This window comes from Lujinxingia vulgaris (genome assembly GCF_007997005.1).
Lineage (GTDB): Bacteria > Myxococcota_A > Bradymonadia > Bradymonadales > Bradymonadaceae > Lujinxingia.
This window is the reverse complement of the sequence record NZ_VOSL01000023.1, coordinates 1-17,448: the sequence shown is the minus strand read 5'-3', so window position 1 is coordinate 17,448 and position 17,448 is coordinate 1. Positions and strand designations below refer to the sequence as shown.

Annotated in this window: 16 protein-coding genes; 9 read left to right on the top strand and 7 right to left on the bottom strand. The window is 65.8% G+C overall.

From position 1 onward, the window contains the following. Positions 1 to 75 precede the first annotated feature (75 nt). From FRC96_RS04995 to FRC96_RS04985, 3 genes are read right to left on the bottom strand one after another with little or no spacing between them, the layout of a single operon-like run. Positions 76 to 747 carry a hypothetical protein gene (locus tag FRC96_RS04995; protein ID WP_146973374.1) on the bottom strand — a complete coding sequence of 224 codons (672 nt, stop codon included), beginning with the start codon at positions 745 to 747 and terminating at the stop codon, positions 76 to 78. Beyond that, complete coding sequence (locus FRC96_RS04990) at positions 747 to 1,679, bottom strand: hypothetical protein (RefSeq protein ID WP_146973373.1); 933 nt, start codon at positions 1,677 to 1,679, stop codon at positions 747 to 749. Before FRC96_RS04990 ends, FRC96_RS04995 begins: the two co-directional genes overlap by 1 nt. A 40-nt stretch (positions 1,680 to 1,719) precedes the next feature. Beyond that, positions 1,720 to 3,084, bottom strand: coding sequence for a cystathionine beta-synthase (locus FRC96_RS04985; protein ID WP_146973371.1), 1,365 nt, complete (start codon positions 3,082 to 3,084; stop codon positions 1,720 to 1,722). A 211-nt stretch (positions 3,085 to 3,295) separates the two neighbouring features. Between FRC96_RS04985 and FRC96_RS04980 the strand changes: the two genes are divergently transcribed. Together FRC96_RS04980 and FRC96_RS04975 are read left to right on the top strand one after the other, a co-directional pair. Further along, complete coding sequence (locus FRC96_RS04980) at positions 3,296 to 4,129, top strand: symmetrical bis(5'-nucleosyl)-tetraphosphatase (protein WP_146973369.1); 834 nt, start codon at positions 3,296 to 3,298, stop codon at positions 4,127 to 4,129. 156 nt (positions 4,130 to 4,285) lie between these two features. Beyond that, on the top strand, positions 4,286 to 6,640 hold the full coding sequence (locus FRC96_RS04975; RefSeq protein WP_146973368.1) for a hybrid sensor histidine kinase/response regulator: 2,355 nt from the start codon (positions 4,286 to 4,288) through the stop codon (positions 6,638 to 6,640). Positions 6,641 to 6,651: 11 nt separating this feature from the next. Here FRC96_RS04975 and mutH read toward each other — a convergent pair whose 3' ends face one another. Together mutH and FRC96_RS04965 are read right to left on the bottom strand one after the other, a co-directional pair. Further along, positions 6,652 to 7,326 carry a DNA mismatch repair endonuclease MutH gene (mutH, locus tag FRC96_RS04970; protein ID WP_146973366.1) on the bottom strand — a complete coding sequence of 225 codons (675 nt, stop codon included), beginning with the start codon at positions 7,324 to 7,326 and terminating at the stop codon, positions 6,652 to 6,654. Between the two features lie 57 nt (positions 7,327 to 7,383). Beyond that, the gene (locus tag FRC96_RS04965) at positions 7,384 to 7,860 is read right to left on the bottom strand and encodes an SRPBCC family protein (RefSeq protein WP_146973365.1); all 477 of its coding nucleotides are present in this window, start codon (positions 7,858 to 7,860) and stop codon (positions 7,384 to 7,386) included. 383 nt (positions 7,861 to 8,243) lie between these two features. On the opposite strand from FRC96_RS04965, the gene FRC96_RS04960 reads away from it, so the two are divergent. Next, positions 8,244 to 10,262 carry an ATP-binding protein gene (locus FRC96_RS04960; protein ID WP_230469895.1) on the top strand — a complete coding sequence of 673 codons (2,019 nt, stop codon included), beginning with the start codon at positions 8,244 to 8,246 and terminating at the stop codon, positions 10,260 to 10,262. Positions 10,263 to 10,272: 10 nt separating this feature from the next. On the opposite strand, the gene FRC96_RS04955 is transcribed toward FRC96_RS04960, so the two are convergent. Both FRC96_RS04955 and FRC96_RS04950 read right to left on the bottom strand, forming a co-directional pair. Beyond that, entirely contained in the window at positions 10,273 to 10,749 is a 477-nt protein-coding gene (locus FRC96_RS04955) for a GNAT family N-acetyltransferase (RefSeq protein ID WP_146973361.1), read from the bottom strand. Positions 10,750 to 10,771: 22 nt separating this feature from the next. Then, the gene (locus tag FRC96_RS04950; protein WP_230469894.1) at positions 10,772 to 11,368 is read right to left on the bottom strand and encodes a response regulator; all 597 of its coding nucleotides are present in this window, start codon (positions 11,366 to 11,368) and stop codon (positions 10,772 to 10,774) included. Between the two features lie 294 nt (positions 11,369 to 11,662). On the opposite strand from FRC96_RS04950, the gene FRC96_RS04945 reads away from it, so the two are divergent. From FRC96_RS04945 to FRC96_RS04920, 6 genes are all read left to right on the top strand, one after another. After that, positions 11,663 to 12,124 (top strand): EVE domain-containing protein, encoded by a 462-nt coding sequence (locus FRC96_RS04945; RefSeq protein ID WP_146973358.1) that lies wholly within the window; start codon positions 11,663 to 11,665, stop codon positions 12,122 to 12,124. After that, complete coding sequence (locus tag FRC96_RS04940) at positions 12,121 to 12,849, top strand: uracil-DNA glycosylase family protein (RefSeq protein WP_146973356.1); 729 nt, start codon at positions 12,121 to 12,123, stop codon at positions 12,847 to 12,849. Before FRC96_RS04945 ends, FRC96_RS04940 begins: the two co-directional genes overlap by 4 nt. Before the next feature lie 67 nt (positions 12,850 to 12,916). Continuing rightward, a complete protein-coding gene (locus FRC96_RS04935; RefSeq protein ID WP_146973355.1) occupies positions 12,917 to 14,389 on the top strand; it encodes an MYXO-CTERM sorting domain-containing protein in 1,473 nt (490 codons plus the stop codon). A gap of 189 nt (positions 14,390 to 14,578) precedes the next feature. Then, a complete protein-coding gene (locus tag FRC96_RS04930; protein ID WP_146973353.1) occupies positions 14,579 to 14,872 on the top strand; it encodes a 4Fe-4S dicluster domain-containing protein in 294 nt (97 codons plus the stop codon). A gap of 198 nt (positions 14,873 to 15,070) precedes the next feature. Then, positions 15,071 to 15,604: a hypothetical protein gene (locus FRC96_RS04925; protein ID WP_146973352.1), complete on the top strand. Its 534-nt coding sequence runs from the start codon at positions 15,071 to 15,073 to the stop codon at positions 15,602 to 15,604. A 143-nt stretch (positions 15,605 to 15,747) separates the two neighbouring features. Continuing rightward, positions 15,748 to 17,448: hypothetical protein (locus tag FRC96_RS04920; RefSeq protein WP_230469893.1), on the top strand; the 1,701-nt coding region annotated here is incomplete at its 3' end.

Here is a 17,448-nt window from a genome sequence, read left to right as displayed (position 1 = left end):
CGATAGGAGGCCTCTGTATACCCCTATGAGGCGACCAACGCAACGGGGGGCGACGCTCAGGAGGGAGCGTCTGAGTCAGTCGTTGACCTTGTAATTGAAGACCCGCGACTCCCCGCTGTCGAGCAGGCGCAGGGTGACCACGCCGACGTCGTCGGGCTTGCCCAGGAAGAGATCCAGGAAGCTGTCTTCGATGATGCGCTCCCAGGTGGCGGGCTCAATGCCCTGGACGAGCGGTGTAATGCCCACCCAGCGCTTCTGGCCGGGGTGCTCTTCGACGAAGAAGGTCGCGACCAGGCGCGCGTCGCCTTCGGCGGGGTGGTAGATGGCCTCGAAGATGGTGTCATCGCCTTTGTAGCGGCCCTTGATCTGCACGCGCAGCGGGAGGATGCGGATGTCGCGGGCGGCCGAGGTGCTGAGCTCTTCGGGAGCATCCAGATCAATGAGCGCACGCAGCAGGCGCTGCTCTTTCTTCTTGCCCTCAAGGTCCCAGCGCCAGTGGCCCTTCTGGCGTACGCGGAAGGTGTCGGTGTTACGCCCGCGCAGGATCAAAAAGTTGCCATCGTAGGTGTAATCGCCGGTCTCAATGGCGCGGCGCGAGTCGTTTTTAATCTGGTAGCGGGTGAAGCTGCCGTCGATGCGAAACGCGAGCTGCTGACGGGTGCGCTCGTGGCCGCGCTCCAGGTCAAAGTCTTCGGGTACGTAGAACCAGACCCCGCGGATGGCTTCGGGCAAGAATCGAGACGACATCAGGGCTCCGTGAGTTCGGCGATGGTCAGGGGGATGGGGGTGGCCAGGCGACCTGCGACCTGGGCGGCCCAGGCCTGTCGGGACTGATGCGAGCGCAGGTGGTCGGGGCAGGGGATCTCGAGGGCCTGGCTGCCGGCGCGGCGAATCAGGCTGACGACCTCGCCATCGATCATCACCGCCAGCATCGGGGTGGTGCTGGAGGCGGTGGCGCTGCGGATCTTCTCGGCGCTGCCAGCATCAAGCTCGATCTGCACAAAGGGGATGCCGGCCGGGCTGGAGCGAAGATCGCTGGAGGCCAGGTCGTCCTCGGTGGCCAGGACCTCTCCCAGGTCGAGGGTGCGCCAGCCGTCGCGGGTCGGAAAGACCTCGACGCGCGTCTCACCCAGGGCCAGGCGGCGGGTAAAGCGATGCAGTGTGGCGAAGTCGGCGCTCCAGAGGTGCACGCGGTCGGGGCTGACCTGGCCGGGGTTCTGGCGGATCTCGACGCCGGCGGGCAGCTGCCCGGCGAGCTCGGTCCAGTGGGGGCTGCGTTCGTTGACGGGGCGAATCTCGAGTTTGCCGGGGGCGAGCAGCGCGCCGCGCACCACCTGGGCAGAGAGGGCGCCGGGGGCGACGACCTGGATGCGGTTCTGGGGGGTGACGATCGCGCGTGGATCTTTGACGCCGATGGCCTTGAGGCGGGTGATGATGCGCTCGGCGGCTTCTTCGGCGAGCAGCCGGCGGGCGCGGGTGCGCTGGTTCTGGTCGGGCTCGGCTTCGATCTCGGGGGACTCCACCACAAGCGTCAGGCGCACGGTGCGGTCAGAGCTGCGTTGAACGCGCTGAGCCTCGGCGCTTGAGGCCATCGGGCCGGCCAGAAGCGCGGAGGTGCCGAGGAGCGCGACCAGCGCGAGCGCTGCGCCTTTAAGACCGGAAGATATGCGAGCGTTCATGGTGGAGTCCCTGAGTGAAAAACAAACCAACGCGTCACCGTCAGATCTGACGGCTGACGTAGTCGATAAAATCAATCTTGGTGATGATGCCGACGAGTTTTTTACCATCGAGCACCAGCACGACCTTGTTCTGGCGGAAGAACTGGCCGATGAGGCTGACGCGGTTGGAGGGCTCGACGATCGCGAAGTGCGATTCGATGAGGCCGTCGACGAGGTCGTCGCCCTTGCCGCCTTCGCTCAGGAGGTGATTGAGCACGTCGGATTCATTGACGATGCCCACGATGCGATCGCCCTCGATGACCGGGAGCTGGCTGATGCCGTGAGTCTTCATCAGACCGACGACCTCGGCCACGCTGGCGCCCTTCTCGGTGGTGTAGACGGTCTGCTCCTGGCCCTTGAGCATGTCGGCGACGGTGCCCACGCCACGGTCTTCGTCGAGGAAGCCGTTCTCGCGCATCCACTCGTCGTCGAAGATCTTGGTGAGGTAGCGCCCGGCGGTGTCGCACATAATGGTGACGATGTTGGCGTGGCGGTCGATGCGCTCGGCGTATTTGACCGCGCCGGCCAGGCAGCCCCCGGAGGAGCCGCCGGCGAAGACGCCTTCCTCGCGCACCAGGCGACGGGTGGTGATGAAGCACTCTTTGTCGCTGACGCGCACGACCTCATCGACGAAGTCGAAGTCCATCGTCGAGGGGATGATGTCTTCGCCAAAGCCCTCGACCAGATACGAGTTGGCCTCGGTCATTTTGCCGGTCTTGAAGTAGTCGTAGTAGATCGAGCCGATGGGGTCGACGCCGACGACCTGGATGTTGGGGTTTTGCTCTTTGAGGTATTTGGCGGTGCCGCTGATGGTGCCGCCGGTGCCCATCGTGGCCACAAACACGTCGATCTTGCCCTCGGTCTGCTCCCAGATCTCGGGGCCGGTCTTGATGTAGTGGGCCCGGGGGTTCGACGGGTTGTGGTACTGGTTGGCGTGGAAGGCGTTGGGGGTCTCCTGGGCCAGGCGGATGGCCACCGAGTAGTAGGAGCGGGGGTCATCGGGCTCGACCGCGGTGGGGCAGACCACAACGCGAGCGCCGAAGGCGCGCAGCGTTTTGATCTTCTCGTCGCTCATCTTGTCGGGCATCACGAAGATGCACTTATAACCCTTGATGGCGGCGGCCATCGCCAGGCCCATGCCCGTGTTGCCGCTGGTGGCCTCGACGATGGTGCCGCCGGGGCGCAGCGCGCCGGAGGCTTCGGCGTCTTCGATGATCTGCAGGGCGGGGCGATCTTTTACGCTGGAGCCCGGGTTGAGGTACTCCAGCTTCAGGAAGATGTCTGCCTTGACATGGCTGGCGATGGTGTGGCTCTTGACCAGCGGCGTGTTACCGATGACTTCCAGGATGTGATTTGCGGCTTTCATAGCGTTCTCCCGTGGAGGTGGCCGGTGCGAAAATTGGGCGTAAAAGACGCCCCAAGTGGTAGCACCACCGCCGCCGGGCGGACAAGGGAAGTTGGCAGACGCGTTGGGATGGCCGGTGGCGAAGCGTCGGATCGCGGGCTAAAGAACAGGCCGAAGCGGGCGATGATTCCGCCGGCCGAGTGCGCAGAGGATTCAGGACGGGAGTGCGGTGATGGCCACGATCGTGGTGGGAGATGTGCACGGATGTCTTCGTGAGCTGGAGCAGGTGCTGGCGCGGGCGGCCTTTGATGCGGGGCGCGACCGGGCGATCTTTGTGGGCGATCTGGTCAACGGTGGGCCGGACTCGCTCGGGGTGATGCGTTTTGTACGGGGGCTGGGGGATGCGGCCGAGGTGGTGCTGGGAAACCACGACCTGCATATGCTGGCGGTGGGGCTGGGCGGGCGAGACGCCCGAGAGAAGGATACGTTTGGGGATGTGCTCAGCGCGCCGGACGCCGGCGAGCTGCTCGACTGGCTGCGCCACCGGCCGATGATCGTGCGTCACGGCGACAATCTGGTGGTGCACGCCGGGTTGTGGCCGCAGTGGACCGCGACGCAGGCCGAGGCGGTGGCCCGGGAGGTGGAGGCGGCGCTGCGCGGCGAGGACTTCCGCCAGGTGTTTGAGGCGATGTACGGCAATGCGCCGCGCCAGTGGCGGGATGATCTCGAGGTGGAGGCGCGTCTGCGTGTGGCGATCAACATCATGACGCGTATGCGGGTGCTGGAGGCCGACGGCTCGCTGGAGTTTGACTATAAGTCGACCTACGAGAGCATTGAGGCGCCCCGGCATGCCTGGTTTGACGCCGAGCCGGCGCGCTGGGCGATCGACGGGCCGGAGCCGGGCGGGGTGCGCGTGATCTGCGGGCATTGGTCGGCGCTGGGTTATATGAAGACGACTCGCCTTCTTGCGCTTGATACGGGGTGCGTATGGGGGCGCGCGCTCAGCGCGGTGCGCCTGGACGACGGGCATCTCTTTCAGGTGATGCGCGGCGGGTTGGATCTTTGATGGCGTCGGCCGGGGCTCCTCAATGAGGATTTGACTCATCGACGGTGTCTCTCCCAGAATGCCGCCCCCCGAGAAGTTGTTGGCCTCCACGATCGTCGGCGTGCGACGTCGTGCGCGACCGAACTTCGGAATCTTCCCGAGTTTTGAGACACCGTCATGAGTTCTGCACATCAGCGTGAATGGAAGCGTCGTCCGCTGAGCTCGAAGAGTTTTGCGCTGACCCAGCCCAACTTCTTTCTCAACGTGGCCGAGCTCTTTCTGCAGTTCAAGGTGGTGGAGAGCCGCGTCGGGGAGGGGGAGGAGCACTGGTTACGCCACCGCACCTTCGAGAGTGTGGAGGGGTTGCTGGCGGTGATCGCTTCGGGGCGAGTCCCCGATGTGGTGCTGGTTCGAGCTGATGATGCCGAGCTGGCCGCTGACGCGGTCAAGCGCCTGCGCGAGATGCTGGGTGGTCTTCCCACGCGGATCTGGCTGTACGGGGCCAGCCAGGAGGTGCTCGCCGAGCACTTCTGGCGTTCGGTGTATGAGGCCGGCGCCGATGATGTCTTCTCGTGGCGGCTTCACGATGCCACGGAGCGCCTGAAGTTGCGGTTGCGCGCGCTGGCCAAGCGGCTGGGGGTGCGCACCGAGATCGATCACGCGCTGGAGCTTGTGCGGGCGACCATTGATGTGCTGCCGCACGCGGTCTTCATCCGCGATGCGAGCGCGCAGCTGGTCTTTTGCAACCGCTACATCTGCGAGTTTATCGGGCTCCCGGAGCACGAGCTGATCGGCTCCGGTGTGACGGAGGTGGTGATCGGTCCGGGGGATCATCATTTTCAGCAGCAGGGCTTCGAGCAGGTGCTCAAGAGCGGCAAGTCGCTCGCGAGGGAAGAAGAGTGGGTGCGGGCCGATGGCGTCTCGCGGTGGTTTCAGGTGACGCGTGTGCGTATTGAGGGCACCGACGGGCGGCGCTATGTGGTGGGGCTGGCCAGTGACGTGACCCATGTGCGCAGCCTGGCCGAGCAGATCAGCGAGCGCGATCAGGTGCTGGCGCAGATCAACGAGCATATGCCGGCGATTCTCTTCCAACTTGAGGAAGATGCTAAAGGTAACTTTCGTCTGCCCTACCTCAATGTCGGGATGTTGCCGGGATTTCAGGCGCTGCGGGAGCCGGGTGTGCGGGGAGAGGATGCGTTGGGCCGGATCGTCCCCGAGGATCTGGCGAAAGTTCAGGACGGTGAGGTGGCCCGGCCGGGCGATGTATGGCGGGGGCAGTTTCGGATGATCGATGATGAGGGGAGGGTGCGCTGGATGTCGGGTCACGCCACGGCGGCCGAGCGCGTAGAAGGGGGGATTCGCTGGTTTGGGGTGATCTCGGACATGACCGAGCGTCAGCTGATGGAAGAGCGACTGGCGATGGCCGACCGCCTGGCTTCACTGGGGACGCTCTCCAGCGGGTTGGCCCATGAGATCAACAATCCGCTCACCGTCATTACGAGCAATCTCGATGTGCTGCTTCGTCCCTCGAAAAATATGGCCGACGCGGAGGTGGTGCAGGAGATGCTCAGCGCGGCGCGGGAGGGCGCGCAGCGTATCGGCTCGATCGTCGAGAGGTTGCGCGGGGTGGCGACTTCGGGGGAGGGCGAGCCGGGCTCGGTGGATCTGCGGGCGATGGTGGAGACGGCGGTGCGGGTGGTGCGCCAGGACTTCGAGGTGGAGGTGCGCGTTCGCAGCCATGCCGAGGAGACGATCTGGGTGAGCGGGGCGGCCGGCGGGCTGGTGCAGTCGCTGGTGAATGTGCTGATCAACAGCGCCGAGGCTGTGGAGGGGTTGCCGAGCGAACGGCAGGTGATCGAGGTGGAGCTTGGCTACGATCCGGTCGCGGCGAAGGCGCGTGTGGAGGTTCGCGATCGCGGTTACGGCATGAGTGAGGAGGTGTGTCGCAGGGCGATGGAACCCTTCTTTACGACGCACGAAGTCGGGGAGGGGAGCGGCCTTGGGCTCTACTCCAGCCACGCCATTGTGGAGGCGATGGGCGGTGGGCTGACCCTGGAGAGCGAGGAGGGTGTGGGCACCCGGGTGACGATCGTGCTGCCGGCGAACCTTGTCAGTCAGCCGGAGGACGACGTGGCGGCGACGACGCGGAGGCCCTCGGTGCTGGTGATCGACGATGAGCTGGCGATCGTGGAAGTTGTGGCGCGCCTGCTCAAGCAGGACTTCGACGTGTTTCTGGCCACCAGCGCCGAGGAGGCGCTGGAGCGATTGCTCGACGGGGAGCGCTACGACGCGATCATCAGCGACTTGATGATGCCGCGGATGAACGGGATGGAGCTCTATGCCAGGATCGCCAGCCTCTACCCGGATCAGGCCGGGCGGATGGGCTTTATCAGCGGGGGGATTTATACCGATGAAGCCCAGCGCTTTGTCGATGAGCGCCCCGATCGTCTGCTGCTGAAGCCTTTTGGCCCGCGAGAGCTGCGGGCGTTGGTGAGGCGCATGGCAGGGCTGGTGGATGCGCCGGCGCTCTGAGGCCTGGAGGTTCAGGTGCTGAGCGCGAAGCTGCGAGCGATGATGCGGGCGGTGAATCCGGTGCGCAGGTAATAGGCTCGCGGTTGAATCAGTTCGAGGTCGCCGCTGGGGCCGACGCCCCAGACACGGCTGGATGCGCGGGCGCCTTTGGGGCGGATCTGCAGCACCTCGCCATCGCGGGCGGTGATGGCGTGGGCATAGCCCTGGCGGATGGTGCGCATATGCCCCTCCCAGTCGGCCCGCAGCAGGGCCTCTTCGGCCGGCGTGGGTTGCCAGAGCAGCGGTTGACCCACGAGGCGATCGCCCGGGGGTATGCCTTTCTCGCTGAGCACGGGGATAAAGAGCACACTGGCGAGTTTTTGACGCACGTGGCTGGTCTCCCAGCGGATGTCGTCGGGGTGGGCGAGCTCCACGCAGGTCACGAAGGTGGACTCGCGAGGCTTTCCGGAGGCGTCGACCGGCAGGGTTTTGAGCTCGATGCCCAGGGCGGCGAAGTCGGGCGCCTGGGCGGTGGAGGCGTCGGCGCCCAGGGCGTCTTCGAGCAGGCGCCCGACCCAGCCTTTGTGGCGGCGCAGGGTGGCGGGCACCTCGATGTGGAGCTCGCCGGCCAGCTCGGCCAGGGTGAGGCCGGCCAGGCTGCGGGCGCGCTCGATAAGTTCTATGGGGCTTGCGGGCGTACGTCTCATGCGGCGAGCCTACTGCCGGGGGGCGGGCGTGGGCAAGCGGCGCCGCTGGAATGTGTCTTAGCCCCGGTGCGCGCGCGGGGCCTCATCGAGCATCGCCTCCTGCAGGCGGATCTTATGCTCCAGGCTCGAGAAGAAGGCGTTGAGAAAGTAGAGTTTGACGAAGAGCAGCGCCCCCGGCGCCAGGGGGTGAAGGCGCGGAGTGTAGTTCCCGACCCAGCGAAGTTGGCTTCCCTGCAGGCTCTCGAGCACGCTGACGGTGGCGCCCCCTTTCAAGGGGTGGGAGCCCAGCGCGCTGTAGCTCAAGCTCTGGCCTTCGACCACCTCGCCGATGACGTAGCGCTGGTGGGTGTGCAGCGGGCCGAGCTTGTAGGTGGCCTCCAGCGTGGCGCCGGGGCGCAGCGTGATGGGGGAGACCTCGTCGAGGTCGATGGGCCAGATGCGGCTGTGGGCGGGATCTTCAAAGGCTTCGACCAGAAGCTCCCAGAGGACCTCCGGGCTGAGTCGAGTGTCGATGCTGCGGTCGAAGGAGAGCATGGGGTACTCCGTGTACGGACAAACGAAAGATCTGCGCGAAAGATCGCCGGCGCGCTATTCACATCCGGGCCGCCGGGGTTAGACTTGCCGGAAGGTAACTACCTGCACAGCGCGTTGGCCCGGTTGATCGGTGATGTCTGCACGACCTGAAGCGGGCGAAGGTACCTGCGGTGAAGGCCTTACAGTGCGTTTCGGGCCGAAGATAGACACCTCCCGGTCGATGTCTCGCAGGGAACGCGCCCGGTGCGAGATTGCGAGGTTGACAGGTTGTTTGACGTTAAGCTTTAAGGAGGTTCGCGGGGGGCACCGTAGCGGTTGAAGGGGTTGATGTGGGACATAAGGAAGCAGACGCATATGCCAGGGGAGGGGCACGACTGGAGGCGTTGCGACGCTACAGAGTGCTCGACACCGAGCCAGAAGAAGCCTTCGAGCGTCTGGTGCGTCTCGCCGCCCAGATCTGCGATGCCCCCTCATCGACCATCACGTTGGTAGACGAAGCGCGGCAGTGGTTTAAGGCGCGTCTCGGCGTCGACGTTGTGGAGACCAGTCTGGAGGAGTCGTTCTGCAAGTTCGCCATCTGCGGCACCGAGTTGATGGAGGTGCCCGACGCCCGCGAGGGTGCGCGCTTTGAAGACTTCCCCAACGTGCTCGGCGGCCCGAAGATCCGCTACTACGCCGGCGCGCCCCTGGTGACCCCGGATGGGCACCGGCTGGGCACGATCTGCGTGTTCGATAGCGAGCCGCACGCTGAGCTCAGTCAGGAGCAGCGTGTTGCACTTCGCGACCTTGCCCGGGTGGTGGTCGATGAGCTGGAGCTGCGCAGGGCGCGGCGAGAGCTTGAGGAGCAGGTCGAGCGGGAGAAGACGCTTAAGGAGCGGTTGATCGCGAGGCAAGAGCGCCTCGATCTTGCCCTGCAGGCATCCAACCTGGGGTTGTGGGAGTGGACGCCCGGCGAGGGTTCGATTCGTATGGATGCGCGCGGCGCCGAGCAGCTCGGGGTGGAGCACGGCGTGCTGGATGTGCAGGTCTTCTGCGACCGTTTCGTGGAGAGCGCGCGTGGGGAGCTGACGCGGATCTTTGACACGCAGCTCCGGGAGGAGCCCTGCGCCCGTCTGGGAATTTTGCAGGTGGATCGCGGGGATGAGACGCACTGCGATCTTCGCTGGGTTGTGGTCTACGCGGCGCGCAGCGCCGAGAGCGGACGCATCATCGGCACCCTTCAGGACATCACCGAGGCGCGCACCAGCCAGCTGGAGATGGAGAAGCTCGAGCGCCTGGCGGCCGTGGGCACGATGGCCGCCGGGGTGGGCCACGAGATCAACAACCCGCTGGCCTACATCCTGGCCAGCATGGAGTTTGTACAGGGCATGCTCGCGCCGCGGCTTCAGGGCGAGGGTGGGCAGGTGAGCCTGGCGCGGGATGACGCCGCGGAGGCGCTCTCGGCGATCAACGACGCCCATGAAGGGGCGCTGCGCATGCGCGACATCGTGCGGGAGTTGCGCGTGCTGGCGCGCGACCCGCAGCAGAGCCAGCCGGCCGAGCCGCTTGCGGTTGATGAAAGCCTCAACCTGGCGTTGCGCATGGTTCGGATTCACCTGCGCGGCAAAGGGCATATGGAGCTGCAGCGGGGGAGCAGCCGCGAGGTGATGGCGACCCGCTCCGGGCTCACCCAGGTGCTGCTCAACATCCTGCTCAACGCGGTGCATGCCGTCGCCCAGAGGGAGCACGTCAACGGGGCAGGGCGGGTGAGCGTGCGCACCTTCGATGAGGGCGATCAGGTCGTCGTTGAGATCGAGGATAACGGCGTGGGCATCTCCCGCGAGAACCTCTCGCGGGTCTTTGACCCCTTCTTTACCACCAAGGGGCCGGATGAGGGGACGGGCCTGGGCTTGTCGACCTCCCAGCGGCTGGTCGAGCATTTCGGGGGCAAGCTGGAGTTGAGCAGCGAGGAGGGAGAAGGGACGCTGGTGCGCGTTTCGTTGCCGGCACTCGCCGCACCTTCCGATGGTGCAGATGCCGGGAGAGCGCAGGAGACGAGGTTACGTCGCGTGCTGGTGATCGACGACGAAGTGCGGCTGGGCAAGATGTTTGCGCGTCTTCTGCGCGATCAGGCCGAGGTGGTCAGCGTGGAGAGTGTGGAGCAAGCCCGCGCGGTGCTGGGCGGTGGGGACTTCGATGCGATCTTCTGTGATCTGCATCTGCCCGTGATCAGCGGCGCGGCCTTCTACCGTGAGCTTGAGCAAAACCGCCCCGAGCTGGCCCCGCGGGTGGTCTTTATGACGGGTGGGCTCTACAGCGAGGAGGCCCGCCAGCTCGTGGCAGCCAGCAACAATGTGGTGCTGTATAAACCCTTTGATCTTGCGGCGTTGCGCGAGGCGTTGAGCGCGGTTCTGGCGCGCTGAGGGCACCGTGTCAGGCTAAGAGTGCCGGCATGGCGCGGGCCATGCGGTAGTGGGGGCCGACGCCCTCGATCTCAAAGATAGGGGAGACGATCGTAAAGCCGTGGCGCTCATAGAAGGGCACCGCGCGCTCGCGTGCGTTGCACCAGACCAGGGTGATGGTCGGATCGACGAGTGCCTGTCGGATCAGGGCGTGCTCCAGGAGTCGTGTGCCCACTCCCTGGCTCTGCACCTCGGGAGCTACGGCCATGCCCCGGAGTTGCCAGGCGTCCTGCGTGGTGTCCGGCATCGGGATTAAAAAGAGGGAGAGCACCGCGACGACCTCATCGCCGGCCCAGGCGGCGAAGTGATGGGTGTGCGGGAGGTCATCGCCCTCAAAATGCGCGAGCTGGTCTGCGGGAAAGTGCGGCCGGAGCACCCGGGTGCGCAGAGGCAGGATGGCGGCGGTGGGGGCGGTGTCCAGGCGCAACGTCTCGGGGGTAGAGGCCACGGGAGGCTCGACGCTGCGGGGGTTAGTAGTTTCCGAAAAACTCGGTCAGGGAGCAGTCCAGCGCGCGCGCCAGCTTAAAGAGGCTGGAGACCGAGGCGCTCGATTCGGCGCGCTCGATCTGCGAGAGCAGGCTCACTGAGAGGCCGGTGCGGCGCGACATCTGCTTTAAGGTCAGGCTGCGATCTTTTCTGGCTGCGCGGATGTTCTGGCCGATGGTCACAAGAAGCTGCTCCTCCGGGTCGATGAGCAGGCCCTTATCGCGCAGGATGTTCTCGAGGGTCTGGTTGAACTCATCCACATCAAAGGGTTTTTTGATGTAGTCGCTCACGTTGTACTTCATCGACGTGACGGCGGTGTCGACCGAGGGGTAGCCGGTGAAGATGATGATGGCGATGTCGCTGTCGAACTTGCGGATCTCCTCAAGCACCTCCATGCCGTTGAGCTCGGGCATCATGATGTCGAGCACGACCACGTGAAACTGCTCGTCGCGCAAGAGCTCCAGCGCCCGCGAGGGGCTGGTCTCGGTTTCGACGTGGTAGCCGCTCTGGCTGAGCAAGAGGTGCATGTATTCACAGATGTCTTTATCATCGTCGATGATAAGAATCTTAATGGTGCGCAAGACGCCCTCCTTAGGTCCAGGGGCGGGGCCTCGACAAAGCGAGGTATGATGAGACGGGGTTGACGAGATCAAGCAATGGGCGTGAGGGCAGGGGACGGCTTTGCGCCGGAGCCATTGCGGTGTGGTCAAGGATCGCGACGAAGGCAGCCCCTCAGACCAGCGCCCGAAGTGTAGTGGGGGAGCAGCTACGATGTCAATTGAGCGCGCCATGATGCGGTGGAAGCGTGCCTCGGGCCGTGTTATAGCCCGGGGGCAGAGCAGGTGTCGGGCGAGGGGCAAACCCGTGGAGAGTGTATGCGCTACTGGCTGGTTAAAAGTGAACCGGATGTCTTTTCACTCGACGACTTAAAACGTCTGAAAACATCACCCTGGGACGGGGTGCGAAACTATCAGGCGCGCAACTTCATGCGCGATGAGATGGGCGTGGGCGATGCGGTGTTATTTTACCACTCCCGGGAGCGTCCTCCCGCGGTCGTGGGGCTGGCGGAGGTGGTCAGCGAGCCCTACCCGGACCCGACGCAGTTCGATCCTGCCAGCGACTATTTTGATCCCAGAGCCACCGAGAGCAAGCCGCGGTGGTGGCTTGTGGATCTGGGCTATGTGCGCCACTTCTCGAAGACGGTGAGTCTGGAGCAGATCAAGGCCACCGAGGCGCTTGAGGAGATGATGTTGGTCAAGCGCTCGCGTCTCTCGGTGATGCCGGTGGAGCAGGCGCACGCGGAACTTATTTTGACGATGGCCGGGGAGGCCCTATGAATCCGATCGCGATCAGTGAGCGCCTGGTAGAAGAACTTAAAGGGGTGGCGTTTGAGCCGCCGATCAGCCACGCCTACCAGCCGCTGGAGTACGCCTGGGAGTCGCATAAGCTCTACCTGGAGCGCTACGGGCAGAAGCGCCCGCGGCCGGTGATGCTGGTGGGGATGAACCCGGGGCCCTGGGGCATGGCGCAGAACGGGGTGCCGTTTGGCACCATCGAGATGGTGCGGGACTGGATGGGGGTGGAGGCGCCGGTGGGCCAGCCCGATGAGCTTCATCCGAAGCGGCCGGTCGACGGGTTTGCGTGCTCGCGCAGTGAGGTCAGCGGCTCGCGTCTCTGGGGCTGGGCGCAGGAGCACTTCGGTACGGCGGAGCGCTTCTTTGAGACCTTTTTTGTGCATAATTATTGCCCGCTTTTGATCCTCGACGAAGACGGTAAAAACCGCACCCCGCCTCAACTTCGGAAGGGCGAGAAGGCGCAGGTCTTGCCGCCCTGCGACCGGGCGTTGCGCGAGCTCGTGGCGTATTTTGAGCCGCAGTGGGTCATCGGGGTGGGCGCGTTTGCCGAGAAGAGTGTGCAGCGCGCGCTCAAGAAGAGTGGTTTTCAAGGAACGATCGGGCGAGTGCTGCACCCGAGCCCGGCCAGCCCTGCGGCCAATCGGGGGTGGGCTGCCCAGGCTCAGGCGCAGCTCGAGGCGCTGGGCGTGCCGCTTGACGCGCCCTGATACGAGTCGAACATCGCCGCGCAGCGGGTGCGATGGCGACGTGGCGAACTTCAGACAGGCAGAGATGATGACGATGCTGATGCGCGGTGGGACGGTCGCAGCGAAGGCGATGTGGAGTGCGGGGCTGATGCTGCTGGCCGCCGGGTGTGGGTCGGCCGAGGAGCCCGCCGCCGAGGCTCGCCAGCAGACGCTGGGGGAGTCGACTCCGGCGTATTACTGGAGCGGGGAGGGCAGTGAGGCGATGCCCGACTACGCCGAGCGGGCGATGGCGCATGTGTGGAACCTGGCGCGTCGCCAGCCGGAGGCGGCCGGGATTACGGGGCCGCTTCCGGAGCTTCCGGCGGTGGTGGACCCCTACTTTGTGGAGATGGCGCGCTGGCAGGGGGAGCACGTGCTCGAGAGCTCCTGCGCGTGCGATCCGGAGGATGAGGAGGAGCGCGGGCGCAGCTGCTGCGAGCTCGGTATGGTCGACGGGGAGCTCAGCTGCGTGAGTGAGGTGGTGGCCTGTGATGCGGGCGCGGGCACGACCTCGCCACAGGAACGCTGGAGCACGTTCACCCTGGCCGGCGGTGTGCCCACCGATGAGCTCGGTGTGGTCTCGGAGAGCGCCGAGCCCTCGCCGGCGGCAGAGCTGGAGACGGTGGCGCTGGGTGTGGTCAACGCCAACCCGCAGATGCTCTCGGGGACCCATCAGGTGATGGGTACGGCGGTGGTGCGCCGCGGGCTGCAGAACTATGTGGGCTGGGTGGGTGGTCAGTCGGCGCGGGCGCTGCCGGTGATCCCCGACGGCGTGCACCTGGTCTTCGGGGAGGGCGCGGACTCGGCGTTTGGAAACACGCCGGAGGGGCAGGTGAGCTTCTCAATGCTCTATGTGGAGCCGAACGGGCCGCCGACGCAGGCGACGGTCGTCTTCGAGGAGGGCTGCGAGGCGATGGACGCGCCGAGCGCGGCGGACTGGGCTAACCGCAGCGAAGAGAACCCCTTTGTCGGCGGCCAGGCGCGCCTGGATGTGGCGCTTGAGCCCGGGTGCCACCGCTATGTGTTCGCGGCGGTGGATGCGTTCGGGGTGGGGCACACCTACCCGAGCTACGGCTCGCTGGGCGCCGAGATCGGTGCGAATGGGCAGGTGTTGGCCAACTCCGAGGCCTGCCCGGTGTGGAGCGCCGAGCGGCCCTTGATGACGTGCCTTCCGTCGGCGCAGAACTGCAGCGAAGGCGATGAACGGGTGTGTTATTCGGGGCGGGAGGCGACGCGCCAGGGCGATGCCTGCCAGGCGGGTGTGGAGCGTTGCGTGGGCGGCTGGTGGAGCGGGGAATGCGACGGGGAGTCGACCCCTGATGCCACCGAGCGCTGCACCGATCTGGGCAGCGGCTCGCCCGACCCCGGCGATGGCGAGAGCCCGCGCGGCGACGAAGGGGAGAGCGGCGACGAGGGCTGCGGCTGCTCAAGCGCCGGCGCCGGAGGCAACTTCGGCGCGCTCGTTGTCCTCGGAGTGGGCGTGCTGCTGGCGCGGGTGCGTCGGCGTGTGCGGGCGGCCTGAGCCGTTCGGCCCGCGTGAGGGGCCGCCAGCCCCGGCAGGCCGGGCGTGGGAGTCGATATGCCGCGTCCGGACGCAGGATTCGCGCGTAAAATGGGGTTGACCTTCAGTTGAGAGTGGTCATCATAGGCACGATGTCGGCGCATGACGGCGTCGCCCTACCATCATCATGGCTGTATAAGGAGTACACTTATGGCGTTTATTATCGCCGAACCTTGCGTCGGCTACTGCGACACCTCGTGTGTGGAGGTCTGCCCGGTGGATTGCATCCACGGGCCGATGCCGGTCGAAGAGATTCAGGAGCTTAAGGCGGCCGGTGAGGAAGCTCAGCTGGCCAAGATCCAGCTCTATATCGATCCGGACATCTGCATTGACTGCGGGGCCTGTGAGCCGGAGTGTCCGGTGGAGGCGATCTTTGAAGAAGATGAGCTCCCCTCGAAGTGGGCGGAGTTCGCCGAGAAGAACGCCGAGTTCTTTCAGGGCTAAGTCCTGAGTCCGATAGGTGAGAGCCCGCCGCTTCGCCCCTGGCCACAATGCGTGACCGTGGCGAGGTGACGGGTTTTTTTGTCGGGATGCGCCCCTGCTGACATTTGAGGTAGCGCGCGCGACGCCCGACGGTGCTGATAGGCCAACACGTGAAAGCGCCGCCTGCTCGCGCGGGCTGGTGCTTCGGGAGATGAGCTGATGTCGAAGATTCATATTGTTGATGAGGTCGCCTACGACCGGGACAAAGTCTACGAGACCTTCCGCGATCATATGGTGGAGCTGGTGCCCTATCTTCCGGATATTCAGAAGATCGAGGTGCGCGATCGTCAGGAGATCGACGCCAGCACGCTCAAGGTGGTTAACTTCTGGAAAGCCAACGCCGATGAGGTGCCGAAACTGGCGCAGAAGTTTATTAAGCCGGAGATGCTCGAGTGGACTGATTACGCCACCTGGCACATGGACAGCTTTAAGGTGGACTGGGTCATGGAGGTCGGCTTTTTGAGTGAGGCGGTCACCTGCAAGGGGACCACCAGCTATGTGCAGAAGGGCGAGGGCCGCACCGAGGTTGTGATCGACGGTGAGCTGACCGTCGATGCGAAAAAGATCCCCGGGGTGCCGCGGCTGGGGGCCGGCGCGATCGGGAGCGCGGTTGAGAGCTTTGTGGTTCGGCTGATCACGCCGAACCTCACCCAGGCAAACCGCGGTCTGGAGCGATACCTGGCCGACCAGTAAGCCGGGCGATCCTGGCGAGAGTTAGCACGACGCCAGCGAGAGCGGGGCGGCCTAAAAGGGCCGCCCCGCTTTTTTGTGGGAGGCGCCCCGGGGGGCTTCGGGCCGTGTGCGTTGCCGATGCGGATTGTGCGGAGGTCAGAGCGATGATGGCCAGGGAGTCGAAGGAGGCAGCGGGAGCGTCGGCGCTGGATGGCACGCGCCTGGACGCGGGGAAGTTGGCCCGGGTGGTGGCGAAGCTGCTTGAGGCGGAGTCGCTTGATGACGCCGCGCTCCTGGGGGTGTTGGAGGAGCTGGCCGCGCGTCAGCCGGCGTTTGCGCTCCTGACCGGGCTGTGGGGGCCGGCGCTGTACCGCCGTCATCGCGCGCTCTATCGGGGGTTTATTCTGCGGCGTTTTCGCAGCGCGGGTTACGACCCGGGGCGAGGCGCCTGGCGGGTGGCGCCCTGGTCGGGGCCCTATCAGGAGGAGCTGGAGCGCTGGTTGCAGCTGGCCGAGAGTCTGGAGGATGCCGAGGTGTTCCGGCGCCTCTACCGCTGGCGTTTGACCGAGGGGCAGCCTGCCGGACCCAGAGATGTGGGGCGCTGGCGCGAGGATCTCTGTGCGCAGGTTGAGCAGGTGCGCGGCGGCAGCGCGGCGCGCCGCCGGGTGTTGGAGCGCTACGATCAGCCCTTTGAGCTGCGTGAGCTTCAGGCGCTCACGCTCTACCGCTGCGATCCGGAGGCGGCGCGGGACTACATTGCGATGAAGCTCTCCCGGGTGCCGGTCTACCGCCGGCGCATCTGGGAGGGGTTGCGGAGCGCGGCGCGGCGGCGCGGCGACTGGCCCTTTGCCCGAGAGCTCTACCGGCTTCAGGTGCCGCCGGGCCAGTGGCGGCGCGATGTCGAGGCGATCATCGAGCATGTACACGACCCGGCCGAGCTCATCAGCTGGCTGGAGGAGCATCATCCCCGGGGAAGTTTCGAGGAGAAGGGGGTGGTGGTTCTGACGCTCTTGCGCGCGCGTGGTGGCGAGGTGTTGCCCTATGTGCGCCGGCATCTTGGCGAGGCGTTTGAGGCGCCGGGAGGGGGGGCGCTTCTGCGGGAGGTTCTCAGGGAGGTGGCCGCGCGGCGCTGGTGGGGGTTGTGGGCTCGGGTGCTCAAGACGTGGGCTCCACAGCGCTTTTATGAGCGGGAGGTGATGGGGTTGCTCCATGCCGATGACCTGCCGGATCGCGAGCGTCGACGCCGTCTCTGGCTGCTGGGGCGAGTGGGCGATGAGGCTGAGGTGACGCGTCTGGGCGATGTGAGTGCGGTGGCGCTCTACGCGCGCTACCCGCAGCTTGTGCGCGGCGTGTTCGCGCGCCGGGTGATGCCGAGCGCGGTGCAGGGGTACCCGCGATTGATGGATCGTGCCCTGGAGGCAGGGGATGAGCAGCTGATCGATCAGATGGCGAGCGCGCTCATCATGGAGGTGCCGCGCTTCGGGGTGGCGGAGGTGGCGGAGGTGACGGCGACGCTGACGCAGTACTACCGCGCCCTGCTCTCGGAGCCGCGTCGCTTTGGCGAGCGGGTCGTGCCGATGCTTGTCGGGCTGAGCTCCGAGAGGCCCTGGCGGGCGGGGATGCTGCTTAAGAGCAACCCCCTGGCGCGTCACCTGCTGGTGGAGGCCCTGCCGGCCTACCTGCTGGATGAGGCCTGGCTGGGGGCGCTGCTACGCGCGCCGGCGTGGTTTGTGCGGCGCGCGGGGTGTGAGGCGTTATGCCTGGGCAACGAAGAGCTGGCGGCGCGGCGCGCCCGGCAGTGTGCGCGACAGGCGATGCCCAGCCTGGGGGCGCGCCACCGCGCCGAGAGGCGCTGGGCGGCGCGG

What these genes read in the sequence shown, in the direction of transcription:
- FRC96_RS04995 (WP_146973374.1), bottom strand. Translation starts at nt 747, where the DNA reads ATGTCGTCTCGATTCTTGCCCGAAGCCATCCGCGGGGTCTGGTTCTAC.
- FRC96_RS04990 (WP_146973373.1), bottom strand. Translation starts at nt 1,679, where the DNA reads ATGAACGCTCGCATATCTTCCGGTCTTAAAGGCGCAGCGCTCGCGCTG.
- FRC96_RS04985 (WP_146973371.1), bottom strand. Translation starts at nt 3,084, where the DNA reads ATGAAAGCCGCAAATCACATCCTGGAAGTCATCGGTAACACGCCGCTG.
- FRC96_RS04980 (WP_146973369.1), top strand. Translation starts at nt 3,296, where the DNA reads ATGGCCACGATCGTGGTGGGAGATGTGCACGGATGTCTTCGTGAGCTG.
- FRC96_RS04975 (WP_146973368.1), top strand. Translation starts at nt 4,286, where the DNA reads ATGAGTTCTGCACATCAGCGTGAATGGAAGCGTCGTCCGCTGAGCTCG.
- mutH (WP_146973366.1), bottom strand. Translation starts at nt 7,326, where the DNA reads ATGAGACGTACGCCCGCAAGCCCCATAGAACTTATCGAGCGCGCCCGC.
- FRC96_RS04965 (WP_146973365.1), bottom strand. Translation starts at nt 7,860, where the DNA reads ATGCTCTCCTTCGACCGCAGCATCGACACTCGACTCAGCCCGGAGGTC.
- FRC96_RS04945 (WP_146973358.1), top strand. Translation starts at nt 11,663, where the DNA reads ATGCGCTACTGGCTGGTTAAAAGTGAACCGGATGTCTTTTCACTCGAC.
- FRC96_RS04940 (WP_146973356.1), top strand. Translation starts at nt 12,121, where the DNA reads ATGAATCCGATCGCGATCAGTGAGCGCCTGGTAGAAGAACTTAAAGGG.
- FRC96_RS04935 (WP_146973355.1), top strand. Translation starts at nt 12,917, where the DNA reads ATGACGATGCTGATGCGCGGTGGGACGGTCGCAGCGAAGGCGATGTGG.
- FRC96_RS04930 (WP_146973353.1), top strand. Translation starts at nt 14,579, where the DNA reads ATGGCGTTTATTATCGCCGAACCTTGCGTCGGCTACTGCGACACCTCG.
- FRC96_RS04925 (WP_146973352.1), top strand. Translation starts at nt 15,071, where the DNA reads ATGTCGAAGATTCATATTGTTGATGAGGTCGCCTACGACCGGGACAAA.